We start from the raw sequence: 26,243 nt of genomic DNA, 5'->3' as shown, positions 1-26,243 counted from the left end.
TAAGTTACTTTACCGGTTGAAAAAACGGGCTGTCCATCGTTTTTTACTCGATCCCGAGCCGGTTCTTTTCTAATCGATTGATTTATTTTCTTACAGTATGGAGTAACGGATATGAAAGAATCAAAAGAAACTCAAGAAAACAAAGACATTGTCAGCCAAGGTTCCCAAACTGAAACCGGGCGCGGCCTGATGGCTTTTGAAGATTTCGACCGCTGGTTCGACGACATGCTGTCGCGCCGCTGGCTGAATCCTTTTGACGTCAAGTTTCCGAGATTCCCCTTGATGAGTTTTCCTTTGAGCATGGAGGTGCCGAAGGTCGATATTATTGAAAACGACAACGAAATCAAAGTCCACGCGGCCTTGCCGGGGGTCAAGAAAGAAGATCTCGATGTTTCGTTGACCAATCAGACGGTTACGATCAAATCGTCCACCAGACAGGAAAAAAAGCAGGAGAGCGGCGAATATTGCCGGCGCGAGATCAGCCGCGGCGAATTTCAAAGAACCGTGTCGCTGCCGTGTCAGGTCAACTCCGATCAAGCGAAGGCTTCGTTCAAGGACGGCATCCTCGAAATCGTATTACCCAAGCTGGAAAAGACGCAGCGGAAGCGTATCGAGATTCATTGACGGAAATCATACGGGCGGTTTCGGCCACCCGCCAGCCCATTAATTTTAAAGAGGAAGCGATCGGTCATGAAAGCCATGGTTCTGACGCGCACCGGAAAATTGGCCGATCATCCGCAGCCGCTGGTGTTGATGGAACTGCCGGTACCGGCGCCGGGAAAAAAGGATGTTTTGATCAAGGTTTCGGTCTGCGGAGTGTGCCACACCGAACTGGATGAAATCGAAGGCCGAACCCCGCCGCCGAATTTGCCGGTGATCCCCGGGCATCAGGCGGTAGGGCATATCGTCGCGGCCGGGGAGCAAGTTAGCGGCACCTTCAAATCCGGCGATAGAGTCGGAGTGGCCTGGATTTTTTCCGCGTGCGGCGCATGTAAGTTCTGCCGCGCAGGCAATGAAAATCTGTGCCCTGATTTCCTGGCAACCGGGCGCGACGCGAACGGCGGTTATGCCGAATACATGGTCGCGCCCGCTCATTTCGTTTATCCGATTCCTCCGGAATTCTCCGATGCGGAAGCGGCGCCTTTATTATGCGCGGGGGCGATAGGCTACCGTTCCCTGCGGCTGACCGGCATTCAGGACGGCGACCGGCTCGGGCTGACCGGATTCGGCGCCTCCGGCCATCTGGTACTGAAGATGGCCCGCTACCGGTTTCCTCAAAGCGAGATCTACGTTTTCGCGCGCAGCCCCGAAGAACGCCGGTTTGCGATCGAACTGGGCGCCGTGTGGGCGGGAGAAAGCGGCCAGACTGCGCCGCATAAACTGGATGCGATCATCGATACCACGCCGGTCTGGGCGCCGATCGTGTCCGCCCTGGTGAATCTGGAAGCCGGCGGCCGCCTCGTGATCAATGCGATCCGCAAGGAAGACGACCGGCATCATCTGCTGGCGTTGGACTATCCGGAACACCTGTGGCGCGAAAAGGAAATCAAAAGCGTCGCCAACATCACGCGGCGGGATGTCGCCGAATTTTTACAGCTTGCGGCGGACATGCGGCTAAAACCGGAAATCCGGATTTACCCATTGGAGCAGGCCAATCAGGTACTGTCGGAGTTGAAGGCCGGCCGGATTCGCGGCGCCAAAGTGCTGCGGATCGGTTAGCGCATTTTCATATCGTGTGTAGGGAAGTCCTCACTTTCTGAAAGGTGCCCTGCCGTTAAGTCCAGCCCCGTAGGGTACGCTGTGCGTACCATCCATGTCAAAAGGTACGCACAGCGTACCCTACCGTCTCAATCCCTGACCGGGGCAGGCTCTGCCGGAATAACGCGCTTTCCTTACGAAGGCCATAGACCCAAAGCGAAAATGCTCTAGCAGGCGCTTCGGTCAAGGTCGCGTTTTATCTACCGCTTTCTCGCCCGGCAAGAGCAGACTGCTGATCCGATCGAGATCGTCTGCCGTCAAATTGCTGGCCAGCTGCTTCAGTTTGATGCTGTTGATCAAATAGTCGTAACGCGCCCGCGCATAGTCCCGTTTGGCTTTGTACAGATCTCTTTGCACATTCAATACGTCGACCATCGTGCGGGTTCCGACCGCGAGGCCGGCTTCGGACGCTTCCAGTGAGGTCTCGGAGGACATGACAGCGGTTTTTAGCGCCTCGACGCGGCTGATGTTGGTGATCACGCCGCGGTAAGCATCCTTGACCTGGCGCGTAATCGAACGCCTGACCGCCGACAAACTTTCTTTGGCGGCCTCGAATTCGAATTGAGCCTGGCGGGTCTTCGAATTGACCGCGCCTCCTTCAAAGAGCGGCACATTCAAGCGCAGGCCGATGTTTTGGGTGTCGCCCCGAAAACCGAAGCTGCTGTTTACATCCGAAACACTGTAAGCGCCGACGATGTCCAGTTGCGGCAAATGTCCGCTGCGTTGAATCTCGATCGATTTGCGCGCCGATTCGGCTTCGTTGTAAGCGGCGATCACCTCGAAATTATTCAGTTCGGCGGTCTCGCTCCATTTGGAAATATCGGCCGGCTCGGGTTTCTTCAAAGGCAGCCGTTCGCCGAGCAGGTCGAGCACCAGTTCCCGTTCGCCGACGATTTCTTTGAGCGCTTCGTTTTGATTGTCCAGCTGGTTGGCTGCCTCGATTTCGCCGGCGAGCGCCTGGTCGAAAGCGGCCTGCGCCTCGTTCACATCGGTAATCGCGGCGATGCCGACTTCGAAGCGCTGTTTGGCCTGTTCGAGCTGGCGTGCGATCGCTTCTTTTTCGGCCATCGCAAATTCAAGGTTATCCCGGGCCGATAGCACATCGAAATAGGCCTGCGTGGTTTTTGTCAGCAGATTTTGCAGCTCGGCCCGGTAGTTGGCTTCGGCCTGGGCGATCACGTTTTCGGACTGGCTCAGTTGCACCCAATGGTCCCAATGAAATACCGGCTGAGTCACGTTCAAATCGAACGTATGGCTCCAGTATTCCTGATCGACCTGCGGGCCGCGGAAGTCGCCGTTGCCGAAGCCGGTGAATCCTTTCGCCTTTTTGTTGTGCAAAAATTCCAGGCTCGATCCGCCGACTGCGGAAGCGGATGGAAAAAATCGGGCCAGGCTTTGTGTTCTGAACTCTTCGCGAGCCGACCGTTCGGCTTCGGCCTTTTTCAAATTAGGATCGTTTTGCAGAGCAAGATCGGCAATCTCCGATAGGCTTTGCGCTCCGGCCGAGTGACCTCCGCAGAGGGCCGTCAGCACCACTAGCGGATAGACGAAATTTATAGCTGCGGTCCGAAATGGCAAAACAAAAGTTTCCATGACTCAGGATATTGATCGATAGCCCGTAATAAAATATCAGAAATACGCCTGTTTTAGTCATGGATCGTCATTTTTTATCCCTGCTTTCTACGTTTTTTCCGTACTTTGGAGAGCGCAGAAAGGGGACAATAAGGCGGAGAATCCGTTGGCGCTTGTTATAATGGACAGGTTTGGTTCTTACTGCCCGCTTTAACCATGCCGGTTACCCGTTGTTTTTGATTCCTGCACCGAGGGGCCGGGCATTCAGGCCGCTTTATTCGTTTACCTGTGCGCAATCGTTATTCTCTTCTTGGCGAAAAGAGAACGGAGCGTATCTCCAAAGTGATAGCTACGAAAAATCAGAATTAAATAATGAAGCGTTTATCGAAAAAAATCATGTTAATTGTCGCGGCGGTCCACATTGGCGGCTGCGCCAGCCTAGGGAAGGGCATGGTTGAAGCGTATTTGGAAAAACAAGAGACCGCGGATACCCGCGTTTGTGAAATATGGGGAAAACCGTTTGCCGGATTGGTGCCTTACCTGAACAATCCGAAAGGAAAAATGAAAGTATTGATGGTGCATGGCGTCGGCGATCATTTGCCGGGCTATTCAACCCAGTTTTTGGAGAAGCTGGCTCAAAAACTGGAGTTGACCATTCAATCTGCGCACCCCAAAAACATTACGCTGACCAATCGCGGCGATCAGAGCAAAAATCTGGGCAATTTGCGCATCCATCGCCTGCTCAGCAAGGATAGAAAAAATGAATTGCTGTTTTATGAATTGACCTGGTCGAAGATTACCGCCCCGCAAAAGGAAGTGCTGGCCTACGACAATTCCGGCGAATATTCATTCCGGCGGGCGAAAATCAACGATTTGATGAAGAAGTTTTCGAACGACACAGGCCCGGATCCGATCATTTACCTGGGAGACAGCCGGGAAGACATTCTGGTCTCGTTCGCCCAGGCTTTTTGCTGGATGGCCCGAGGCGGCTGGAGCGATCTGCCGAATGATGCGATGCAGTCTTGTTCGCTTAATGAGGGTACCTTGGCAGCGAATGTGCGCCACGATGAATTCGCGATCATCTCGCACAGCCTGGGCAGCCGCATCACGATAGACGGCATGCAGCGTATCGCTTCGTTGATCCACGACCGCGACCCGGGCTTTAGAGAAGCCTTGAAACGCAAGGAAATTCCGATTTACATGATGTCGAATCAATTGCCCATGCTACAACTGGGCCGGAAATTGCCCGACATTGCGAATCAAAAACCGGCCTATTGCGAACCGACGGGCGAGCAATATCAAAACCGCATGTTGAGCAAAACTTCGATCATCGCCTTCAGCGATCCGAATGATCTGTTGAGCTACGCGATTCCGCACGGTTTTGTCGAAAAATACCTGGATTCGCGGCTTTGCGTCGAAGTTACCAATATCAATATCAACGTGGCGACCATTTTCGACGCTTTCGGTCTCGGCAAACTGGCCAATCCGCTCGATGCGCATATCGGCTATGATACCGACGACCGAGTGATTGCGTTGATCGCCAAAGGCATCGGCAACCAACAGACCGACAAACTGGTTACGGATAGATGTCTCTGGACGGAAACCGTGGATTGAGAGGAACCGAGGCCGGCTGGACGACAGATGCGCTACGAGCGGTAGGGTACGCTGTGCGTACCTTTTCACCTCGTACCCTACGCGGAAATTCTCATTTCCATCCGCCGTTCCGTCCCCTCCGTAAAGAAAAACGGTCCGCCCGGAACATAACATCGGCGCCGAAAATGAATTCAACCATGTAGGGTACGCTGCGCGTACCTTTTTGGGACAAAAATTAACGGAACGGTTTGAAAATGGTACGCGCAGCGTACCCTGCTTGGCTGGATTCTGCACTATTCTCAACAAGATATCAAACAGATCGAAACCAGTAGCTACGGCTCGATTACCCGCACTTACTCTCCCCACAATTCAAACAAGTCATACACCCGTCCATCATCACCATCGCCTTGGTGCTGCACTTGTTGCAGAGCACGGCTTTTTCGGGGAAGGCCTGGCCTTTGGATGAGCCGTGCAATGCTTCGAATTCGCGGCGCTTCTCGTCGATCAGTTCTTTCTGGTGGTCGGTCAGGCCTTCCGGCTTGATCATGCCGATGTGTTTCATATGGGCTTCGATCGCATGGCCGATTTCGGCGACCAGTGACGGCATGAACACGCCGCCTTTCTTGAAATAACCGCCGCGCGGGTCGAACACCGCTTTCAATTCTTCCACCAGAAAGGTGGCGTCGCCGCCTTTCCGGAACACGGCCGAAATGACCCGCGTCAGCGCCAAGACCCACTGGAAATGCTCCATGTTCTTCGAGTTGATGAAGATCTCGTACGGGCGGCGCTCTTCGTGCTCGGTGCCCGGATTCAGGATGATGTCGTTGATCGTAATATACAGCGCATGCTCGGACTGCGGGGTCTTGATCTTGTAGGTCGAGCCGACCAGCACTTCCGGGCGCTCCAGGTTTTCGTGCATGCGCTCGACGTCGCGCTGCTTCGCTTCGGTCGCGGCCTGTTCGGCGGCGGCTTTGTCTTCCTGGGTCAGCACTTTGTAGCCGACGATCTTTTTGGTGATTTTGTGTGTCATATCGGTATCCTGGATCAAAATTTGCCGTAATAGCCTTCTTTCAAGGCATCGAACAAATTCGCGGCGGTATGGATTTCGCCGTCGTATTCGACTTCCTCGTTGCCTTTGAATTCGACCATATGACCGTCTTCGAGCGTGAACTGGTAGGTCGTGTTTTCCAGATCCTTTTCCTTGACCAACACGCCCTGGAACACTTCCGGATTGAAGCGGAAGGTCGTGCAGCCTTTCAGGCCTTTTTCGTAGGCGTATTCGTAGATCGACTTGAAGTCCTCGTACGGATAGTCGGTCGGCACGTTCGCGGTCTTCGAGATCGACGAGTCGATCCATTGTTGCGCGGCGGCCTGGATGTCGACGTGCTGCTTCGGCGTGATGTCGTCGGCGGCGATGAAATAATCCGGCAGCTTATGGCCCGGATCGTCGCTGTAAGGCATCGCGTTCGGATTGACCATTTCCCGGTAGGCCAGCAGTTCGAACGAATACACGTCGACCTTTTCCTTCGATTTCTTGCCGGCGCGGATCACGTTGCGCGAGTAATGATGCGCGAAGCTCGGCTCGATGCCGTTGCTGGCATTGTTCGCCAGCGACAGCGAAATGGTGCCGGTCGGCGCGATCGAGCTATGGTGCGTGAAGCGCGAACCGATCTGGACGAGTTCGGCGACCAGGCCGGGCTCGACATCGGCCAATTGCTGCATGTAGCGGCTGTATTTCGCGTGCAACACTTTGCCCGGCACCTGGTCGCCGATCTTGTAGCCGTCCGCGATCATTTCGGGGCGCTTGTGCAGCATTTCGCCGGTCACCGTAAATAGCTGCTCCATGATCGGCGCGGGGCCTTTTTCCTTCGCCAGCGCCAGTCCTTCCTTCCAGCCTTCGACGGCCAGCACCTTGGTCACTTCTTCGGTGAAGCGCAGCGATTCGGCATCCCCGTACTTCATCCCGAGCAAGGTCAGGGTTGAGCCGAGGCCCAGATAACCCATCCCGTGGCGGCGCTTGCCGAAGATTTCGTCGCGCTGTTTCTGCAGCGGCAGTCCATTGATTTCGACCACGTTGTCGAGCATCCGGGTAAAGATGCGGACGGTCTTGCGGTAGGCGTCCCAGTCGAAATGCGCTTCGCCGGTGAACGGCTTGACCACGAAACGGGTCAGGTTGATCGAGCCGAGCAGGCAACTGCCGTAAGGAGGCAGGGGCTGTTCGCCGCAGGGGTTGGTCGCGCGGATGTTTTCGCAAAACCAGTTGTTGTTCATCTCGTTGACCTTGTCGATCAGGATGAAGCCGGGTTCCGCGTAGTCGTAGGTAGAGCTCATGATGATGTCCCACAAGCGGCGCGCGGGCAGCGTTTTGGTGATCCGGCAGGCGACCAAGCCGTCATTGTTCACGATATAACCGTCCTTGCCGGGCAGGTCGCGCCAGATGATCTGTTTGCTGTCGCTGAGGTCCAGCCTGTCGGCCTTCACTTCTTTCTCGGTAAGCGGAAACGACAGAGGCCACCCCCGGTCGTTCTTGACCGCTTCGACAAACTCTCGGGTGATCAGCAACGACAGGTTGAACTGGCGCAAACGGCCGTCTTCGCGCTTGGCGCGGATGAATTCGACCACATCGGGATGGCCGACGTCGAACGTCGCCATCTGCGCGCCGCGGCGGCCGCCCGCGGAAGAGACGGTGAAGCACATCTTATCGTAGATGTCCATGAACGATAAAGGCCCGGATGTATAGGCGCCGGCGCCCGAAACATAGGCGTTTTTGGGGCGCAAGGTCGAGAATTCGTAGCCGATGCCGCAGCCGGCTTTCAAGGTCAATCCGGCCTCGTGCACTTTCGCGAGAATGTCGTCCATCGAGTCCGCGATCATACCGGACACGGTGCAGTTGATCGTCGAGGTCGCCGGTTTGTGCTCCAGCGCGCCCGCGTTCGACACGATCCGGCCTGCCGGAATCGCGCCCTGGCGCAGCGCCCAAAGAAATTCCTTGTAATATTTTTCCTGCTTCGGCTTGCCGATTTCGACTTCGGAGAGCGCCTTGGCGACCCGTTGATACGTCTCGTCCATCGTCGCATCGATTGCCGTGCCTTCTTTGGTTTTCAAGCGGTATTTGGTATCCCAGATGTCGAGCGAGGCATCTTGATAGGGAATGTCGGTCACGGTGTTGGGGATGACATGAAGAAGTGCTGTCATGGCGATCTCTCTGCTTAGTCGTGGATAAAGGAGAATAAAAACGACATTAAATCAGCAAGTTAGAAGAAGGGGGAAATCGCCGAAAGAATGTCTATATGTGGATACTTGTGTTTATGCTAACACAATATATTGTGTTTGAAAGAAAAAAGAACCGAAAGTTCGCCGAATGCCGAAACGGAAAAAATACGCCTTGAAAAAAGGCTTTTAGAATCAAAGTAGAGAATCGAGCAAGCTGGGGGACGGCCGGAAAAAATGACTGGCTTGTGCCGCTCCAAGAGCGAAAAACGGCCGCAATGGTTGCGTCCGGGTCAGAAAAAGCAGGGCAGGGGACTTGCAATAATATCCGAATCGGTTATTATAACCGGCTCACGGAGAGATGGCTGAGTGGTTTAAGGCAGCGGTCTTGAAAACCGTCGTGGGTTTGTAGCCCACCCAGAGTTCGAATCTCTGTCTCTCCGCCATCATATCTATCTGATTGAAAAGGAAAATAATTTTTCCTGTCGTAGCTCATAAACAGCGTTTGCTACAAAATGCTGTTACAAAAAATAGCTACGATATGCCTAAATGCCCCCATCTTTACCGGCGCGGAAATATCTTATATTTTCGAATTGTCGTTCCTGTTCGAATTCGTTCGGTTCTTCCCGTTCGCGAGTTTACCCAATCTCTCAATACCCAAAACTTAAGCAATGCCGTTCCTGCCGCGTATAAGCTCGCCAGTGACGCGAAATTATTATTCAACTATATTGATGAGCTTATGGCGGAAAAAGAGCTTAGAAACGATCTAATACAGGATTTGATTGAGCGCCTCGAAGAGAAAAGACAAAGCGAAGGATTTGATCTATCCAAAGCCGCCGAAGAGGCGAAAAAGAAAAATACCGGGTTGCCACTTAAAGCTATAGCAGCGTTAAAGAGAAAGGATATCGCATTCGATCTTCAGGAGGGACGCCACCAGGAAGAACTGAGATTAGCAAAACTTCAAGCGAAAGCTGAAGCTTTTGACAGGCTGGATAATATTAAGCAAATTGCCGCGCTACAAGCCCAACAAGAGCCAATCAAAACCGCATCCCCAAGCAAAGTGCCGATGCTATCCTCCGCCATTGCCACTTTTATGGCGCAATATGACCAAAGCAAAATCGGGATGCTCAAAAAGCATAAAACCGCGCTATCCAAATTTCTCGAATTCATTGGCAATAAACCGATTGACCAAATAAAACACGTCGATATAAACCGCTTTTTTGCCAACTTTGCGCACCATCACAACAAGAATTTTAAAAATTATAAAAGTTCGATTAAGCAACTGATTGAATGGGCTCGCTCATTGCATGAAGGTGCGTTCGATGGCGTTTACATAAATGAAGTCAAATATTCCGGCAATCGGAAAGAAAAGGAACGTTCACAACGATCATTTAAAGATGCAGAACTGTTACGGGTGTTCACTTGTGAGAAAATGCAGGGGTATTGCAACTCCGGTGCTGATGTTCATAAATTTTGGCTACCTGTGATCGGGCTTTACAGCGGTGCGCGAGTCAATGAGATATGCCAGTTAAATCCATTTACTGACATTGTGCATGGGGAAGGTGACGTTTGGTATTTTCACATCACAGAAGATACTGAAGCCGATGAAGATGTTCGTAAATCAACTAAAACCGAAGCGGCCAAAAGAGTTATTCCGATTCATTCAAAGCTAATTGATCTTGGCTTTTTGGATTACGTTGAGAGCCTTAAAAAGGCAAGGTATAAAAGGCTGTTTCCGCAATGGAAAGTTGCTGGAGGTCGAGCCGGTGCGAATGCTGGTAAAGACTTCGTGCGATTTATCGCCGACGTAGGACTTCGTGACGAGACGAAGGGTAAACAGCTAACGGGTATGCACGCATTTAGAAAAACGGTGCTTACGCGAGCTTATAGGGATAAATTCATTAAAGATATGCTATCGATCGTTGGTCATGAAAACGATCTGATGGACGAAACCGGCAGGGCTTTGCCTGCCGTGACTATGGATTACATCGATGATGAGGAGCTTGTAATTCCGCTGGCGGATAAGAAAGCGACAATCGAAAAATTGCAGTTCGATATTCCGTTTTGTAAGCCAGTGAAGCCCACTTTTAAAAATCATAGGCGGGCTTCGTAATGCCCCCGCGTTACCGGGAAAACTTGCCGATTTCGATCAACGTGGCGCTATCGCTGAAGCCGTTCTGAAATATGACGATGGTGTCGAGTTCGGGGTGATGGCCGGTGTAGAAAGTCTCAGCGCCGGCATGGTGGGTCTCCCGGTCGGTCATGGCTTCGTAAATGGCGGCGTGCTGGTCTAAGGTGATTGCTGAGATAATCATTTGTGCCTCTCTGGCTTTGTTTGTGGAGCGGGGATGGTAGCAAATGAAAATCGAAGTAAGCAAGCAGTTATCTTTTCTGAAAATCAGTTAGTTAAGTATGTTGTGACTTATTTTTAGGCCGATTATTTTGGTGTTAAAAGGCCGTAAAGTGCTTCTGCTTGCCTTTTTGTCACGTTATCCGCCGTTAGGTTGGTCTTGCTCTTGAGGTGAAGCCGCGCGGTTGTATTGAGTTTTAAACAATAACCCGGCCAATTAATGACCGCCTCTATTTCTGAGATGCCTACCTGTTCCGCATAGGCTCTGTGGTTGCCTAAGTGCAAAAGCCGATTGCTAAAGTCTGGCGGACACTTTCCAACGGCTTTATGAAATGCTCTCGATATTGGGGTTTTCTGTTTGCGTTTTGATTCTGTTTCGGAATCATTTAGTAGAATGCTGGCGTGCAGATGTGGTCTTTGTCGTCCGCTGGTGGGGCTGCCGAAAACTGTCGCCATTTCAACCGTGAACCAATATTGCGGCTTTCTATCGAGTTCGGACTTCATGGCTTTGTCGATTTCGCGCTTGGTGTAGTCTATGAATCCGGCTTTGTGCTGAAAGGCTCTGTGGACGAATTTCGGCGTCAAATCGAGGGTAAACGGGATTAACTGGCAGGCGCTTTGCGCCGCCTGCTGTAGCATGGCTAATTGATAGAAAATCGCTTTAAGTTCTGGCTTGCAATGTCTCCACGCTGGCGCTCTGTTGAAGTGCTGCGCCTGGCGTCTTGTCCCCTCAAGATAGTAGGGGTCTACTTGAATCAGTGGGGGGATAGAATGTATTAAATCTAATATACTAAAGCCCGCGCTAAAATTGTCCCTTTGGGATAGTGCGGCAAGCCTTACGGCTCTTAGCGTTGCGCCGTTTCTGTATCCATCGACCAAAAAAACTTTTTTGCTGAATTTTGCATTATTCAGAGTCTGGGATAGATCGAAGTAAGGCCATTCTGACCCATGCGTTTGGGTTCTATTTTCCATGATATAATCTTGTTTTCGCTTGAATGAAGTAGGCCGATTTCGGGTTGCCGCCCTGATCGGCTTTTTTATGTCTGGGCCTGATTTTCAAAATCGGTGCCCGATGTTGAAACGATGGTATTCCGCATCGCCGCCGTGCTCTAAGACTTCGCCTTTTGCCGGTCAGTCTTCCATCGATACCAAGTCATCATTAAGTAATTCCGTTTCATCGACGTCTTCATCCTCTTTGAAACGATCTTGAGCCGCCTGCATTTCTTCGTCAGTCATCTTCTCGATAATCAATCGCGTGGGCTCTTGTATACCATTCAGGGAATCGTTGTTATCTATTCTCAGGGCGCGTCTTGACACATCTTGCGTAATCTTGAGACTGGTGGAGAGCGCCGCCAGTGATCGCGCCTTAAGGGTGGCAGGGGTGGTAGGATCGGCTGCCAATTCTTCGAGAGAGAGCGCCAGCGTTTCCCGTAGCTGGCGCACCAGTGATAGGTCATCGATTATCGAGGCCGCTATCTGGTGCTTTAGGTCATCGATAAAACCGGCATCGCTGAGTAACCGCTGCTTTGCCTGTTCGACGGCTTCTGTCGAGATCGTGCCGCGCTCAATGCCGTGCGTTCTGAAATAGCGTTGGAGCGTGCTAGCGCTGATGCCGGTCTCGGTCACAATGGCTGACAGTGTCCAGCCTGCCGCCCGTAACGTGATCGCTCGCTTGAGTTCGTCTGAGGTTTTAGGTCGCATACGGTAGACGCGCTCCTTTCGCCGCTTTGGCGGCTTTCTCAAGCCGTTGACGCTCAAGTCGTATACATGCCGGCAACAGTCTGCTGTTGACGAAGTCTTGAATATCGAGAGCGTAGGGAATCTGTCCCCATCTGGCGCGACCGCCGGAACGTGTAGTGCGGCGATTTTCGGCTAAGATCATCGAAACATCAGCTTTAAATACTTGATCGTAACCACGTTTATTTAGCCATCGATAAATAAGGGAGCTAGCTTGTGCTTGGGATAATTTGCGTGGGTTAATCATTTTTTTGATCTCGGGTGGCGTTGGTATCGATTGGCGCTGTTTGGTGCCATCCTTGATTAAGTGGCGGTAAATTGTCGGATTCTTCGATAGCCCAAGTTATTAAGGCGCCTTGAATAATTTGCTCAGTGGTCAGCGGTGCTGTTATTTGAAAGCGTTTGATTACCTCAATGACAAACGGAGGCAATATGATTTCTACAGGTGTGCCGCCCGGTTCGCTCGATATTTCTTTGCAGAGCCTAACGGTTTGGTCCAATTTCTCCTGAGCGCGTTTAATTGTTTGTTCTCGATATCGCTGCATACGCTCCGCACCTGTCATGGGTGTCGCGCCTATTGAAGGTCTGCCACGTTTTGCTTTGGTCATGTTCAAATTTCCTAATTATTTTAAGGACTTACACAATATCACAATTTTTGCAACGTGACAATATAAGAGTTTGTGTTATACTTTGACTACAAATTAAACGTTCATCTTGTAATGTAGTCATAGGGGTAAACATCATGGCAAACGGCAAATTCGTCGCTTATTATCGGGTCAGCACTCAAAAGCAAGGCCAATCCGGTCTTGGGCTGGAAGCTCAGGAATCTGCCGTAATGTCTTATCTGAATGGCGGACGATGGGAATTGGTGGAATCGTTTACCGAAATTGAAACCGGCAAGGGGGCGAACGCACTGGAACGCCGCCCCCAACTCCGGGCGGCTCTGGAACAGTGCAAGAAAATGAAGGCAACGCTGGTAATTGCGAAATTGGACCGGCTGGCCCGTAACGTTCATTTTGTGAGTGGTTTAATCGAGAGTGGCGTCGAGTTCATGGCCGCTGATATGCCTCACGCCAATAAAACGATGATTCAGATTCACGCGGTCATGAGTGAACATGAGCGGGACCAAATTAGCGCCCGCACGAAGGCGGCTCTCGCTGCCGCTAAGGCGCGTGGTGTGATGCTGGGTGCGGCAGGTGCAGCCAACTTGAAACCGAACATTGAGGAGCGCCAGCAAGCCGCCGAAGAGTTTGCCGGTAAGCTGAAGGGTGTTATCGAAGGAATGAAGGCGCGTGGACTGTCTCAACGCGCCATGTGTGACGAGCTGAATAAGCTTGGCATTAAGACCGCGCGGGGCGGTGAGTGGTCACTGATTCAGTTGCAGCGTGTTATGGCTCGCCATCGCACTCCATAATAGCGGGGGCGCTAGATAAAACTTTGGTTGTGCAAATAATAAGCCGACCGTCTTTCATTGTGTAACCATCCGTCATGGTTGGCCCGCTAGTATTAATCCTCTTATGTTCCACCGCCGCATCCTCAAGGGCTTTTCGACGTTCAGCAACATTGTTTCTTAATAAAGTATCAAATTCCTCAAGAGCTTTTGCGCCTTCTTCTCTAGCGATAGCTATTTGTGCTTCAGCCGTTCCTTTGTTCTTAAGGAGTTCTAATCGATTATTTTCTTCTGCATTTAATAATACCTCAGTTATTTGACTTGCATTAATATGAGCTTCATTAGTAACCAACAAACCATAAACACCTGAAAACACACCCTTCACTTCTACTTTTTTATTTTTTCCAAAATAATCTTTATTGTTTTTTATAACAACGAAATTATTATATTTGTTTGTGGATAACTCGGACTGTTGATTAACGTTTAATGTGAGCCTATCATCATTTTCATCAACTATAAAAGCAGTTATTTTTACGGACCTGTTTTTGCACTCATTTTTAAAGTCTTGTTTAGTTTTATAAAAATAAGTTAAACCTATGCAATCAAAAGTTGCTGTTTTACCCAAAATGTTGGCTTCATTATATTCAGCGCCTTTGTTAATTACAAAAAATATAATTATAGCCAGTGCACCTACAGCTATTACTGAGAAAAAAATATTAACTTGTTTGTCTACTGCTTTTTCTTCCGCCCCCCAAACAGTTTCAGATTTCTTTTTTTCTTTGTATTTGCCGGTATCGATCTCATTGGCTATTGACTTACGATCTACTGCTACCTGATAGCCAACATAAACAAAAAAAATACAAAACAATAAAAATAATGTTTCAACCATGCTAATTGCCAAATTTCAAATTAATTTATTTATTGTAATATTTAACCTAATTTTGAATTAGGCTTATTTAAAAGGAAGATGTAGTAAACCATAATCGATTGAATCGATGGCATCAACTAATCGCCTATAAATGACTAAATTATCGTGCAAATGCTAAAAAAAGTCTGTCAGCCAATGATTACAAAGCTGGCAATCGTGCTTAAATGGTGGATTTTCGTTAGAATCGGCGATACAATGAGGCTGTAGCAGAGACTTGCTACAAAATTCTCTTTCTCATTAACAAAATGAGCTGCAAAATCAATTGGTTATGGTGGTTACACGGACAGTCTCTGTCTCTCCGCCATTATACTCATAAAAATCAACAGCTTCCTGGGTTTCTAGCCAGTGCTTTGCCCACCACAGCGAATAATTCCGCAACAAGTAAGTGAGCGTGATAAAAACCAATGATGGCATCATCAGGGTCACAGCCACATAAGCTTGCACGATGCTGGACTGTAATGCCTTGAGCGGCAAGAAAGACGCCTTGCCGGTTTTGAAGCGTTGAAATGCAGTCGGTAATTTCAAGTTTACGGATGAAGTAATCGGATTCAGGGATTGCGTTTCAGTTTGAATGCCTCGCCTTTTTTGACTTTATTCCACAACCGGATCGCACGGCGGCGGACAAAATGTTTGCCCTCTCGTCTTTGCCGATCAGTCCTTCGCGGAGAAAACCGCCCGAGACGAGAGATGTACAGCTGATAAAGTCGCCCGGGGTTTTCCAGTTCACATCGCAAGAACATAGCTGGTCGATTGCGCAGCCTTTGTCGTTTACAATCGATTGTTCCGCTGTTCCGGGGCATTCGTCGTAACCGTTCACCACGTTGTCGCGATCGTCATCGACGTCTACCGTCGAAAGCTCTATCAGCAAACGAATGAACTGCATCACCTTTTCGTTGAAAACATCGTTGTGTCCATTGATGATCTCTTTGTCGACCCGGATATTCAGATAAGGATTTTGCGGAACGGTCCTGTTCAGATGCGTCAGCACCATGTTGTCGAAACGGGTCGAACCGCCTGGCGTTTGTAAGTCCCAAATGTTTTCCATCGTTTCGGAAGTCGCGGCCAGCATGGACTGGCCGTCTTTTAAAGGCTTCAGGGTATGGCTGATCAGCGGTTCGTAATGACCTACCGTGCTTCGGTCGGCTTCGCCTTCGTCCAGTTTCAGCATATGTTTGCAATCGGTTCGCACCAGATCGTCGTGTTCTTCGAAAAGCGTCGAGAATATCCGGCCCAGCGGAAACAGGATGCCGGTCGCGTCGTCGGCTTCCGAGGTCAGAATCGCCAAACGCGGCAACTGTCCCCGAAAGTAGCTGCAGCGCGACTGCGCCAAGTCGTAGAAAGGCGAGTACTGCAGCGCTTCGAATGCCGGGTTCAGCAGGACAATCAAATCGCCGAAGCCTTTTGCGTCTCCTGTATAGGCTTTGCCCTGTTGGCTGTCTATGAAGCGGCTGGCCAGGATTTGCGAAGTCGCACTGTAAACAACGGCGCCGCCGAAGCTGTGGCCGATCACGACGAGGCGGCTTCGGATCGGAGGCTTCAGCGCATTGCGTACATTGGCGATTTCTTCCAGTTTTATCAATAGTTCGGCGATGCCGAGATGGCCGACATCCTGGGCGGTATTTTTCCGATCCCAAAAAGTAAGATAATTGAACGGCGGCACGTCGATCGATTCACCGCGCCAGCCGACATAAATCCCGACGATTTTGCGGGCAGGCCGGCCCAATTTCTTACTGCGATCGGTTTCCATGTCGCTCAGTCTGGCAAGGTTTTCCCTAAAGCGCTCGATATTCGAATCCAGGGGATCTGGATTGGCGTTGTGATGCCAGCCGTGCACGAATACGGTCATTAAAACGCTTTCTTGGGCAGCTTTTGAGTAGAGCATGTCCAGCAGCGCATGCATCTGCCTGCGGTCGCGCACCTGACCCTGATCGTCGATTTCGACGAAACCCAAGGTATATTCGTTATTTGCCCCCGGATTGTAAATGTGTAGGGAGTTTCGCTCGCAGGCATTACCCGGAGAAACGGTACAGGGCTGATAGTTGCTCCGGTATATCGCATTCGATGCGCAACCGGTCAATAAGGCGGCTATGCAGATTAAGGCCCGCGCGGGGGATAGGGAAATCGGACTCATGAGTCTCTCCGAGGAAATGAAAACGAACCCGTGCGGTTCGGTAAAGTCTTTCCCGCATACCAATCCGTTTGTTCGGGCCAGCCGAGTTGTTCACATAAAATAACGACTCTGAGCGGGACGGGGTTTATAACCCCGTCCCCACTGTTTGAAAATTCTCCAAACACAAAATCATCCTCTCGGTTCATATCGCTTTAAACAGCAGCGTTGTAGGGTACGCTGTGCGTACCGGTTTCACCCACCCGTGGCTGTGGTACGCACAGCATACCCTACTATCGTTCGTCGCCGAGCCATTCGAAATCGGCGAAGCGGAATTTGTCGTTGTCCGATTTCAGCACTACATGCACTTGTTGCTTGTTGATCGCCGTCTTCGCCCCTCGGACTCGCGCGCGTGATCAACAGCGTTTCGCCACCAGTATTTTGCAAAAAAGCCAGATATTTTCCCGATGGCGACAATTGTAAATGACTGATGACCGGCAGCGACGCAAAAGCGGTAACCGGCGGCATGTCGGAGCCAGTGGCCGGGCGCGTTTCGGCATTCGCCAGACCGCCTTCCACGCACACCGTACGATCGGGCGGGGCGCTACAAGCGGCCGTCAGGGCAACGGTTATCAGCAAAAACCACATCCAAAGAATCCTCGAAACAGCGAAGTCAATTAAAATAAAAGTCAACAGTAGCAATTACTCTACTTTATCTCACAATTGAGAGCCACTACCAAAGTCTAACCCATAAACTATACCGACAATAAGAAAAAACTGTGGGCGCACACGTCACGACTGCACACTCATGCCCTTTAGGGTACCGCTGCGTCATTGCCATTAAATCAAGCCGTCATTCCGGCATGGATTGCCGGAATCCAGTTGCCAAGGATGGCAAGGGTAATAGGGGCGTCGCGGAAAATGGAAAAAATCGTACGCTAAGCGCTGCGAAGCAGCTCGCGCTGCAGAGGCACCCTACGGTCGCGCACCGTAGCCTGTCTCAGTTACCCTTGACGCGCAGCATCATCATTGTTCCGGCAGCCATTAACAGGGCTGCCAAGCCGAAACCAAGCACCGGCGAGACGGCTGTCCACACCAGGCCAACCGTGGCGCTGGAAATGAACTTGGCGATTCCGTTCACGGTGCCCAGCGCGCCGTAGCTCATGGCCAGCGTGTCCGGCTGAACCATCTCGGCCGTCACCGTGGATTCCAGGGCTTCCTGGACCGCGACATACAGGCCGGCTATGAAAAAGATGCCGGCCAGCAACGGCACGCTGTCGATGCCCACCCAGAATGCGAGCGCCGTCAACACCGCCGTGAGGACGCCCAACACATAGCCCGCGATCAGCACCGGCAAGTGACCGATTCGATCCGCCACCAGGCCTACCGGGTAGGACACGGCAACCTGGACGACATTGCGCCAGACGTAAAGCATGCCGGCCATTTGCACCGCCTGCACCACGCCCTGCGAGGCGGTGAGTATTTGCGTCGCCGCCAGAATCAAGAGGCTGTGCGAAAAATCGCCAATACCGAAAATTCCGACCGCGCCAAGGTAGCGCTTAAAACGCCCAGGCAAACCGCGCAGCGAACTGAAAAATTTGAGCGCCGGGTTCGGTGAGTGTTCGGGATCTTTGACCAATGTCAAGAAAGCCAACACCGCCAGCAGACCGGGAACGACCGAAAGCCACAAAACCAGACGGAACGGGCCGTCGTCAGCGTTCCAATCCAACGCTTGCATCCAGCTCGAGGCCGCCTCTCCCCACGGGAATGAATGCGCCCAGCCCAGCATCGCCACGCCCAACAGCGGACCGACGACCGCTCCGACGCTATCGGCCGCGCGGTGGAAGCCGAATGCCCTGCCGCGCGTTTCCGGCGTGACCGCCTGGATCACGATGGCATCGCGCAACGGGCCGCGCAGGCCCTTGCCGAACCATGACACCACGCGCCCCAACAACAAAAGCGGCCAGCCGGACGCCAGGGCGATCAGCGCTTGGCCTACGGGCGTCAGGCCATAGCCGAGCAGCACCAGCAATTTTCGGTGTCCCAGTTTGTCGGCAATATAGCCGGACGCCATTTTGGTAAAACTCATCACCGCGTCGGCAATACCTTCGATGATGCCCAGCACTGCTGCCGGAATGCCGAGCACTGCCAGAAAACCGGGCAGAATGACGGTGGTGGTTTCGTAGCAGAAATCGCCCAGTGAACTGGTAATGCCGGCGCCTACCACGGTACGGTTGAGCCAGCCGTTGCTTTGCTTAGCCTCGGTGGCCACCGTATTATTGGATTCGCTCATTCTATTCTCCCGGTAGTCGCGCTTTTTTAAAGCGCCTTCTTTACGTTATTGCAGTTCGTTGGGATAGTTGCGGTTTTCGTCATGGGCTTCGAACACGCGCCGGGCGTAGGCGTCCAGCGAGGCTTCGCACCCTTTGAGACGTTCGGCCACTTCGGCCGCCAAGGTAGCGCCGTAGAAGTCGAGTTTGGCGATTTTCTCCAGCCACGACTGGAGTTTTCTGAGATCCACATCGTTCTCTTCCAGCTCGGCATAAGTGAAATGCTCGGCCGCTGTTTCCTTGGCAATCTCGGCCTCAAAGTCGGCGCACTTGCCGAGGAACTCGCGGTATTCCTCATCGCGGTCCGCCTTGAAGCGGGCCACCACCTTCTCCTCCTGCGCGCGGTCGAGGGCGACCGTTTCCAGCAGAATGGATTCGCCCGCCATCTCGTTGATCTCGTTCTCGATAATCTTGAGCCGCCGCGTGTGGTCATCTGTCTTGGGCAGAAGGCACACCCCGTTCTGTAAATAAACAGCCCCCATGCCTTTGAGCTTGCGCCACAGCGCGATGCGCTTCTTGGCCGGTTCAGGAGGGACTTTGTACGTGAGCAATAACCAGTTTTTTGTATTCATATGAACAATCATAATGTAACGATAGTTATATTATAAAGAAAACGTATGTAATGCCACTATTCTGTGATTGCCTTAGGGTGTCCGGTCGAAGCATACCCTAACCTGACATTAATACCCCGCGATTCTGACAAAAATGTAATCTTCCCGTCATCGCCGCGTCAGGCGCGAGTTGTTATCGTTTAATCATGCCTCGATCATTCCCAATCTTTTTGCTTTTATCCGTACTTAATCTGATACTCACCGGCTGCGCGGAATTTCAACGGCGCGAGCTAAAGCCCAACGAGTCAGCCACGCAACTGCAACGGCGCAGCCTTGCAAGCCCCGAATTGTTGAATTTTATTCGGTCGGCAACGCCGGAAAAATCAAGCAATGCCAGCCAAACCTGGAATCTGGACCGGCTGACGCTGGCGGCGATTTTCTACCACCCGGATCTGGCAGTGGCCCGCGCTCAAGCGCAATGGGCGGCGGCCGGCATTAAGACCGCCGGGCAACGTCCCAACCCATTCATCACGATTTCGCCTACCTGGGTGCGCAATTTGGCAACCGCCGCCGTGCCGTGGATTGCAGCAAGTTCCATCGGCATTCCCATTGAAACCGCCGGCAAACGCGATTACAGGATTGAGAAGGCCAGCCAACTGGCCGGCGCGGCCCGCTTGCGCATTACCGACACCGCCTGGCTGGTACGCGGACGATTGCGGGCGGCGTTGTTGGAAGCGTTCGCCGCCGAGCAAACGGTGCGGTTTGCCGACCAACAACTCGCCGTTCAACAAGCCATCAATCAACGCCTGGAACAACAATTGGCCGTCGGCGAAATCGGGCCGCTGGAAATCAGCCGCTCGCATTTGGCGCTCAATCAAGCCAAACTCAATGCCGATGCGGTGCAAAAACGCGTAGCGGAAAGCAAGGTGACGTTAGCAACGGCCATCGGCATACCGGTCGATGGTTTGGCAAACGCGGTCTTCGACTTCAATGATTTTGCCGTCAATCCGGCTTTGCAGGACGTTCCCGTCGGCGTGCTAAAAACACAAGCCTTGCACACCCGCCCCGATATATTGGCGGCGTTGGCCGATTACGAAGCTTCCCAGGCGGCGTTGCAGCTTGAAATCGCCAACCAATACCCGAATCTGCAAGCCAATCCCGGTTATTCCTGGGAAATGGGCGAACACCGCTGGACGCTGGGTTCGACGTTACCGTTGCCGCTGTTCCATCAAAACCAAGGCCCGATCGCGGAAGCCGAAGCCAAGCGAATTGAGATGGCCGCGCGTTTCGAAGCCTTGCAGATGAAAATCATCGGCGACATCGATCGTGCGCATGCCGGCGTCGCGGCGCTGATGGATAAATGGCGGGATAGCGAAAACCAAGTCCAAACCCAGAAACGCAACTCGATGGCGATGCAAGCCCAGTATCAAGCCGGCGAAACGGACCGCGTGGCGTTGCTGAGTGCCGAACTCGAACAAATCTTGGCGGAACGTGCCCGGTTGGATGTACGGGTCGAAACTCAACAGGCGCTGAACGGATTGGAAGATACGCTCCGCCGACCGCTGCATTCAGTGCTTACGTCCACTTCGATTGCCGAATTAGCCGCGATGGAACCCAAGCCATGAAACCCATCGCGTGGTTAACCCTGATCGCCGCCGCGGTCTTTGGCCTCATGGCATTACGGCCGGCAGCAAACGCCGAAAACGAAACCGCAGTCGAAACCGAAGTGGCCGTTAAAATCGCCCGGATCGCAAAAACCACGCTCTACCGCTACGTCGTGGCTTATGGCATGGTCGAGCCGGAACCCGCGATGGCCGGCAAACCGGCGGCCAGTTCCAAACTCGCGGCGACGGCGGCCGGCGTTATAGCGCGAGTATTTTGCGAAGAAGGCCAATTCGTTAAAAAAGGCGCCGTCTTGTTCGAACTCGACAGCCGCGCCGCCGATGCCCTGGCCGCCAGAGCCAAGGTCGCCGTCGAATTCGCGCAGAAGAATTTTGTCCGCAAACAGCAATTGAATGCGGCGGACAATGTATCGCGCAAACTCTACGACGAGGCCGAACAACTGTTGCAAACGGCGCGCAAGGATCTGGCGAATGCCGAAACGCAACGCGATCTGCTCACGATCAAAGCCCGCTGGACGGCACCGTTGCCGCGATTCATGTCAAAGCCGGCGAGGCCGTCGGCCTCAATAACATTTTGGCCGATCTGATCGACCTGAAACGGCTGGATGTCGCCGTCAAAATTCCCAGCCAGGAAATCGGCGCCGTTCGCTTGGGCCAGCCGGTCGAGTTCGAGCCGGGTTCGCCAGCCGATCAACCCGTGGCAGGACAAGTCGTATTCATCAGCCCGCAAATCGATTCCCTGACCGATACTGTTTTGGTCCGGGCGACCTTGCCCGGCGGTGCCGGGGTCCGCGCCGGGCAATTCGCTCGGATGCGTGTCCGGGTAGAAGCATTGACAGACCGGCTGACCGTGCCCGTCGAGAGCGTGGTGCATGGCGATAGCGGCAGCACGCTGGTTTTAGTCGACGGCAACCGCGCGAAACGGGTGCCGGTCGAAACGGGACTGCGCGACGGCAACCCATGAAGGACATTCCCGGCGTTACCACGATACGTTCGAAAACCGGGCGCGGTTCGGCGGAAGTCAACGTGTTTTTCGATTGGCAGACCGATATGGTGGAAGCGGAGCTGTTCGTGCGGCCGGCTGGCCAACGTGCAAAAATCCCTGCCGCCGACCGCAACATCCGCCGTATGGCGGCTGACCTTTGCCGCGTTTCCGGTGATCGGTTTAAGTCTGACCGGTCCCGGCCACTCGCTGACGGAATTATGGGAAACCGCCCGTTACACGCTGCAACCCCGTTTGCTGCGCATCCCCGGCGTCGCCCGGACCGGCATCGTCGGCGGGCGTGTGCCGGAATATCACGTCGTCGTCGATCCGTTGCGGCTGCAAGCCGTCAATCTGAGTCTCAACCAAGTCGCCGATGCATTGCTCAAAAACAATCTCATCGTCCCCACCGGGATGCTGGAAGAAGACTATAAGCTATATCTAACCGTGGCCGACGGCCGTATTCATTCGATCGAGGAACTGGAAAATCTGACGGCGCCGGTTCCGTCAACGCCGCCGCAAACCGCGACGGCAACCGCGCATCCGATCCGCATCAAGGATTTTGCCCGCGTCGAACGCAGCCAGGAACCGGCGTTTAATATCGTGACGGCGGATGGCGTCAATGCGGTGTTGCTGAACATCTACAGCCAGCCGAACGGCAGCACCCTGGATATAGCACGGCAACTCAAGCAGGAGCTGGAGAGCTTGAAACAAAGCCTGCCGCCCGGCATGAGGATTCAGGTGTTTTACGACCAGTCGCTATTGGTAGGCGACTCGATCCGGAGCGTCTGGGAAGCCATCGTGTTGGGGCTGATATTGTCGGTCGCGATTTTGTATGTGTTCCTGAAAAACTGGGGTACTACGCTGATCGCGGCGGTGGTCATCCCGGTCACGGTATTGGCGGCGTTTCTGGTCCTGCGCATCAGCGGTCTGGGCTTTAATTTGATGACCTTGGGCGGCATTGCCGCCGCCATCGGTTTGATTATCGACGACGCCATCGTCGTAGTGGAAGCGATTCATGCCAAGTTGCAGCAAGGGCTGGAGCGTCTGAACGCAGTTACCGAGGGTCTGGCGGAAATCTTCCGGCCGTTGCTCGCCTCGACCTTGACGCCGGTCGTGGTGTTTATTCCGCTGGCGTTTCTGGACGGCGTCGCCGGCAGTTTTTTCAAGGCATTGGCGCTGACCATGGTGGTGTCGCTGCTGGCCTCGTTGCTGTTGGCGGTGACGCTGATCCCGGCCTTGGCCAGTTGGTGGCTTGCTTCGCCCAAACAGGCCGTACATCCGGCAAAACTCGCGGCGATGCCATCCGTAGCGATTGAACAGCCCGCGACAAGCGGCTGGTTCGGCAAACTGAGTAAGGCCTATGAAAAAAGCCTGCATTGGGCGCTGCAACAGGCCAAGCCCGTTCTCGCCGTTTGCGGCTTGATCTTGCTATCGGGAGTTTGGCTGTATCAGCAGTTGGACAGCGAGTTTTTACCGTTCATGGACGAAGGTGGCTTCGTACTGGACTACCATGCGCCGTGGGGCACCAGTCTTGCCGAAACGGACCGGCAATTGCGGCAAGCCGAAACCCTACTGCGCTCGATGCCGGAGCTGGACGGTTATTCCCGGCGGACCGGCGCGCGCTTGGCGTTGGGGCTTTCGCAGGCGCACAAGGGCGATTTTCTGGTGAAACTGAAACCGGATCGGCAACGCAAAACCGACGAAGTGGTTGCCGATCTGCGGCAACGGCTGCACGCGGCGGTGCCGGGCCTGGAATGGGAGTTCGCCGGCATCCTGGGCGATCTGATCGGCGATTTGACCTGGTCGCCGTGGCCGATCGAAATCAAACTGTTCTCGACCGACGTGCAATGGCTGAAACAAAAAGCCCCGCAAGTGCGGGCGGCGCTGGACACCGTTCCCGGCGTGGTCGATAGCTTCGACGGCCTGGAAACCACCGGTCCCTCGTTAAGTTTGCGTGTGCGCTATAGCGACGCGATGCGTTTCGGGCTGACCGCCAACGATGTGGCCGTCGCCGTCTCCACCGCCATGCTGGGCCAAAAAGCCTCGTACGTATTGGAAGGCGACCGTATCGTTAATATCCGGGTGCGTATGAAGTCCGAGGCCAGCCGGCAAATCGCCGATCTCAAGGAACTGCCATTGCGTTCAATGGATGGCCGTACCGTCAAGCTATCGCAAGTGGCCGATAGGGTGGTCGATCCCGGCCAGTTGGAGTTGCATCGGGAAGACCTGCGGCAATTGGTGGCGGTTTCAGCGCGCCTGGAAAATCGCGATTTGGGCAGCGCCATGACCGACATCAAAGCCAAACTGGCGCAAGACCCCAGCCTGCCGGCCGGCGTACTGGAGTTCGGCGGCCTGTTTCAACAGCAACAGGAATCGTTCCAAAATCTGCTCATGGTATTGCTGGCGGCTATTTTCCTGGTGTTTACCGTGCTGTTGATCGAGTTCCGCTCGTTCCGCGAACCGGTCGCGATCTTGTTCGGTTCGCTATTGGCGATGTGCGGTACGCTGATGGCATGGTTCTTGACCGGGACTTCGGTTAATATCGTGTCGTTACTCGGAGCCATTATCGGGATTGGCGTGGTCGCGAAAAACGGTATTCTGATGCTGGATTCGGTGCATAAGCTAAAAGGGCAAAACAAGAACTTGGAACAGGCGTTGCTGGAGTCGGGACGGCGGCGCTTACGCCCGGTATTGATGACCTCGTTGGCCGCCGCGTTGGGCTTGTTGCCGTTGGCCTACGGTATAGGCGCCGGCTCGGATATGCTGAAACCGTTGGCGATTGCGGTGATCGGGGCCTTGGTTTTGTCGGTGTTGCTGTCGTTGATTGCGACGCCGAGCTGTTATTTTGTGCTGCAACGCCGGGCAGTACCGCATCAATCAACACGGAAGGATGACATTAATCGATGATGACAATGACTTCACACTGGTTTTTTTGGGCGCTGTTATCGGCCGTCTTTGCGGCGCTGACCGCCATTTTTGCCAAAATCGGCATTCAAGGTATCGATTCCGACTTGGCGACACTGATTCGCACGGCGATGATCGTTGTGATTTTGGCGGCATTTGTAGGCTTTGTCGGAAAATGGAGCAACCCCTTGCATTGGCCGGCCAGAACCTGGCAGTTCCTGGCGCTGTCCGCCCTGGCGACAGGCGCTTCGTGGCTGTGCTATTTTCGTGCCCTGCAAATCGGCGAGGCCTCGAAAGTGGCGCCGGTGGACAAGTTCAGTCTGGTGCTGGTCGCGGTGTTTGCGTTTGTTTTTTTGGGCGAGCGGCCGAGCCTTCGCGAATGGAGCGGGATTGCGATGGTTGCGGCCGGTGTTTTGACATTAGCCTTTAAACGTTGATGTCTAAATCGACACAAGGAATCTTCAATCTCTTATGGATCAATGGCTTATTATTTTATCGGCGGCTCTCGCCGCCTCGATTGTCGCTGGGATTGCCGGCACGGGCGGCGGCATCATTTTGTTGCCGGTTTTAGTCGCGTCGTTCGGGGTACGCGATGCCGTGCCGTTGTACGCAGTTGCTCAATTGATCGGCAATCTGAGCCGGGTTGGCTTCAATTGGCCGCTGATACGATTTCCGGTGGTGTTCTGGTTTGCTTTGGGGGCGATACCTTGTTCCATCTTGGGCGCCTGGCTGTTCACCCGAATGCCGGACACCGAACTGTTTAAATTTTTAGGCGGATTTTTGATCGGCTCCGTCATTTGGCGGCGCTGGTGTAGCCGCTCGAATACGAGCTTTAGCGTGCGTTGGTTTGCGCCGATTGGCGCCGTTTTTTCATTGGTGTCGGCGATTGGGGGCAGTGCCGGCCCTTTCCTGGCGCCATTTTACCTGTCCTACGGCTTGGTCAAAGGCGCATTTATCGGCAGTGAAGCCTTAGGTACCGCGATCATGCACATCGCCAAACTGGCTTCTTATCAGGAGTTAGGGGCTATATCCCCTGCGGCGTGGATGAACGGGGTGGTCGTAGGCTCGGTGATGATCTTGGGTACTTACACCGGCAAAAATCTGCTCGAAAAACTCTCGGCACAAATGTTTATGAACATGATCGAAGCCGCCATAGCCGGTTTTGGTTTATGGTTTTTGCTCAAGTGATTGTTAAGCGGACGGCGA

General features: G+C 53.2%; 25 protein-coding genes and 1 tRNA gene. 12 read left to right on the top strand and 14 right to left on the bottom strand.

Going from position 1 to position 26,243, the window contains the following annotated elements; all coding sequences use genetic code 11:
- Positions 1-111: 111 nt before the first annotated feature.
- Both CC94_RS0117820 and CC94_RS0117815 read left to right on the top strand, forming a co-directional pair.
- A complete protein-coding gene (locus CC94_RS0117820; RefSeq protein WP_005372095.1) occupies positions 112-624 on the top strand; it encodes an Hsp20/alpha crystallin family protein in 513 nt (170 codons plus the stop codon).
- A gap of 66 nt (positions 625-690) precedes the next feature.
- Positions 691-1,719, top strand: a complete 1,029-nt coding sequence (locus CC94_RS0117815) for a zinc-dependent alcohol dehydrogenase family protein (RefSeq protein ID WP_005372093.1) — start codon at positions 691-693, stop codon at positions 1,717-1,719.
- A gap of 222 nt (positions 1,720-1,941) precedes the next feature.
- Here CC94_RS0117815 and CC94_RS0117810 read toward each other — a convergent pair whose 3' ends face one another.
- Positions 1,942-3,351 (bottom strand): TolC family outer membrane protein, encoded by a 1,410-nt coding sequence (locus CC94_RS0117810; protein ID WP_031431692.1) that lies wholly within the window; start codon positions 3,349-3,351, stop codon positions 1,942-1,944.
- A gap of 351 nt (positions 3,352-3,702) precedes the next feature.
- Here CC94_RS0117810 and CC94_RS0117805 point away from each other — a divergent pair, with 351 nt between their 5' ends.
- A complete protein-coding gene (locus CC94_RS0117805) occupies positions 3,703-4,944 on the top strand; it encodes a hypothetical protein (protein ID WP_005372085.1) in 1,242 nt (413 codons plus the stop codon).
- Positions 4,945-5,266: 322 nt separating this feature from the next.
- Here the strand turns inward: CC94_RS0117805 and CC94_RS0117800 are convergent, their stop codons facing one another.
- Positions 5,267-5,953: a TSCPD domain-containing protein gene (locus tag CC94_RS0117800; RefSeq protein WP_005372083.1), complete on the bottom strand. Its 687-nt coding sequence runs from the start codon at positions 5,951-5,953 to the stop codon at positions 5,267-5,269.
- A gap of 14 nt (positions 5,954-5,967) precedes the next feature.
- Positions 5,968-8,118 (bottom strand): adenosylcobalamin-dependent ribonucleoside-diphosphate reductase, encoded by a 2,151-nt coding sequence (locus tag CC94_RS0117795; RefSeq protein WP_031431691.1) that lies wholly within the window; start codon positions 8,116-8,118, stop codon positions 5,968-5,970.
- Between the two features lie 370 nt (positions 8,119-8,488).
- On the opposite strand from CC94_RS0117795, the gene CC94_RS0117790 reads away from it, so the two are divergent.
- Positions 8,489-8,579 (top strand) — tRNA-Ser (locus CC94_RS0117790).
- A gap of 14 nt (positions 8,580-8,593) precedes the next feature.
- On the top strand, positions 8,594-10,246 hold the full coding sequence (locus tag CC94_RS0117785; protein WP_031431690.1) for a site-specific integrase: 1,653 nt from the start codon (positions 8,594-8,596) through the stop codon (positions 10,244-10,246).
- A gap of 10 nt (positions 10,247-10,256) precedes the next feature.
- On the opposite strand, the gene CC94_RS0117780 is transcribed toward CC94_RS0117785, so the two are convergent.
- The 5 genes from CC94_RS0117780 to CC94_RS0117765 all read right to left on the bottom strand — a co-directional run bounded on the left by CC94_RS0117780 (position 10,257) and on the right by CC94_RS0117765 (position 12,828).
- On the bottom strand, positions 10,257-10,448 hold the full coding sequence (locus tag CC94_RS0117780; RefSeq protein ID WP_031431689.1) for a hypothetical protein: 192 nt from the start codon (positions 10,446-10,448) through the stop codon (positions 10,257-10,259).
- 122 nt (positions 10,449-10,570) lie between these two features.
- Complete coding sequence (locus tag CC94_RS0117775) at positions 10,571-11,455, bottom strand: hypothetical protein (RefSeq protein ID WP_031431688.1); 885 nt, start codon at positions 11,453-11,455, stop codon at positions 10,571-10,573.
- 159 nt (positions 11,456-11,614) lie between these two features.
- Positions 11,615-12,184: a helix-turn-helix domain-containing protein gene (locus CC94_RS0117770; protein WP_031431687.1), complete on the bottom strand. Its 570-nt coding sequence runs from the start codon at positions 12,182-12,184 to the stop codon at positions 11,615-11,617.
- Entirely contained in the window at positions 12,174-12,467 is a 294-nt protein-coding gene (locus CC94_RS23880) for a hypothetical protein (protein ID WP_157203467.1), read from the bottom strand. The genes CC94_RS0117770 and CC94_RS23880 overlap by 11 nt, the downstream gene beginning before the upstream one ends.
- Positions 12,460-12,828, bottom strand: a complete 369-nt coding sequence (locus CC94_RS0117765) for a hypothetical protein (RefSeq protein ID WP_157203466.1) — start codon at positions 12,826-12,828, stop codon at positions 12,460-12,462. Before CC94_RS0117765 ends, CC94_RS23880 begins: the two co-directional genes overlap by 8 nt.
- Positions 12,829-12,962: 134 nt before the next feature.
- Here CC94_RS0117765 and CC94_RS0117760 point away from each other — a divergent pair, with 134 nt between their 5' ends.
- Positions 12,963-13,634, top strand: coding sequence for a recombinase family protein (locus CC94_RS0117760; protein ID WP_031431685.1), 672 nt, complete (start codon positions 12,963-12,965; stop codon positions 13,632-13,634).
- On the opposite strand, the gene CC94_RS0117755 is transcribed toward CC94_RS0117760, so the two are convergent.
- The 6 genes from CC94_RS0117755 to CC94_RS0117735 all read right to left on the bottom strand — a co-directional run bounded on the left by CC94_RS0117755 (position 13,609) and on the right by CC94_RS0117735 (position 19,547).
- A complete protein-coding gene (locus tag CC94_RS0117755) occupies positions 13,609-14,499 on the bottom strand; it encodes a hypothetical protein (protein ID WP_031431684.1) in 891 nt (296 codons plus the stop codon). The two genes, CC94_RS0117760 and CC94_RS0117755, sit on opposite strands and share 26 nt — an antisense overlap.
- A 297-nt stretch (positions 14,500-14,796) precedes the next feature.
- Positions 14,797-15,063 carry a hypothetical protein gene (locus CC94_RS0117750; RefSeq protein WP_031431683.1) on the bottom strand — a complete coding sequence of 89 codons (267 nt, stop codon included), beginning with the start codon at positions 15,061-15,063 and terminating at the stop codon, positions 14,797-14,799.
- A 37-nt stretch (positions 15,064-15,100) separates the two neighbouring features.
- A complete protein-coding gene (locus tag CC94_RS0117745; RefSeq protein WP_005372070.1) occupies positions 15,101-16,669 on the bottom strand; it encodes a hypothetical protein in 1,569 nt (522 codons plus the stop codon).
- Between the two features lie 231 nt (positions 16,670-16,900).
- Positions 16,901-17,347: a hypothetical protein gene (locus tag CC94_RS23875; protein ID WP_157203465.1), complete on the bottom strand. Its 447-nt coding sequence runs from the start codon at positions 17,345-17,347 to the stop codon at positions 16,901-16,903.
- 298 nt (positions 17,348-17,645) lie between these two features.
- Positions 17,646-18,938 carry an MFS transporter gene (locus CC94_RS0117740; protein ID WP_031431681.1) on the bottom strand — a complete coding sequence of 431 codons (1,293 nt, stop codon included), beginning with the start codon at positions 18,936-18,938 and terminating at the stop codon, positions 17,646-17,648.
- A 45-nt stretch (positions 18,939-18,983) separates the two neighbouring features.
- Positions 18,984-19,547 carry a Chromate resistance protein ChrB gene (locus CC94_RS0117735; RefSeq protein WP_031431680.1) on the bottom strand — a complete coding sequence of 188 codons (564 nt, stop codon included), beginning with the start codon at positions 19,545-19,547 and terminating at the stop codon, positions 18,984-18,986.
- Positions 19,548-19,756: 209 nt separating this feature from the next.
- Between CC94_RS0117735 and CC94_RS0117730 the strand changes: the two genes are divergently transcribed.
- The 6 genes from CC94_RS0117730 to CC94_RS0117710 all read left to right on the top strand — a co-directional run bounded on the left by CC94_RS0117730 (position 19,757) and on the right by CC94_RS0117710 (position 26,225).
- Positions 19,757-21,151: a TolC family protein gene (locus CC94_RS0117730; RefSeq protein ID WP_245619786.1), complete on the top strand. Its 1,395-nt coding sequence runs from the start codon at positions 19,757-19,759 to the stop codon at positions 21,149-21,151.
- A complete protein-coding gene (locus CC94_RS24865) occupies positions 21,148-21,735 on the top strand; it encodes an efflux RND transporter periplasmic adaptor subunit (protein ID WP_051911534.1) in 588 nt (195 codons plus the stop codon). The genes CC94_RS0117730 and CC94_RS24865 overlap by 4 nt, the downstream gene beginning before the upstream one ends.
- Positions 21,723-22,112 (top strand): efflux RND transporter periplasmic adaptor subunit, encoded by a 390-nt coding sequence (locus tag CC94_RS24860; RefSeq protein ID WP_051911533.1) that lies wholly within the window; start codon positions 21,723-21,725, stop codon positions 22,110-22,112. The genes CC94_RS24865 and CC94_RS24860 overlap by 13 nt, the downstream gene beginning before the upstream one ends.
- Positions 22,113-22,238: 126 nt before the next feature.
- The gene (locus CC94_RS21775) at positions 22,239-25,040 is read left to right on the top strand and encodes an efflux RND transporter permease subunit (protein WP_245619785.1); all 2,802 of its coding nucleotides are present in this window, start codon (positions 22,239-22,241) and stop codon (positions 25,038-25,040) included.
- Positions 25,041-25,045: 5 nt separating this feature from the next.
- A complete protein-coding gene (locus CC94_RS0117715; protein ID WP_215731685.1) occupies positions 25,046-25,474 on the top strand; it encodes an EamA family transporter in 429 nt (142 codons plus the stop codon).
- A gap of 34 nt (positions 25,475-25,508) precedes the next feature.
- Positions 25,509-26,225 (top strand): sulfite exporter TauE/SafE family protein, encoded by a 717-nt coding sequence (locus CC94_RS0117710; RefSeq protein ID WP_031431677.1) that lies wholly within the window; start codon positions 25,509-25,511, stop codon positions 26,223-26,225.
- Positions 26,226-26,243: the final 18 nt, after the last annotated feature.

The sequence above is a fragment of the Methylomicrobium agile genome, assembly GCF_000733855.1.
GTDB classification, from domain to species: Bacteria; Pseudomonadota; Gammaproteobacteria; order Methylococcales; family Methylomonadaceae; genus Methylomicrobium; species Methylomicrobium agile.
The sequence above is the reverse complement of the archived record's forward strand: the minus strand, read 5'-3'. Positions and strand labels throughout refer to the sequence as shown.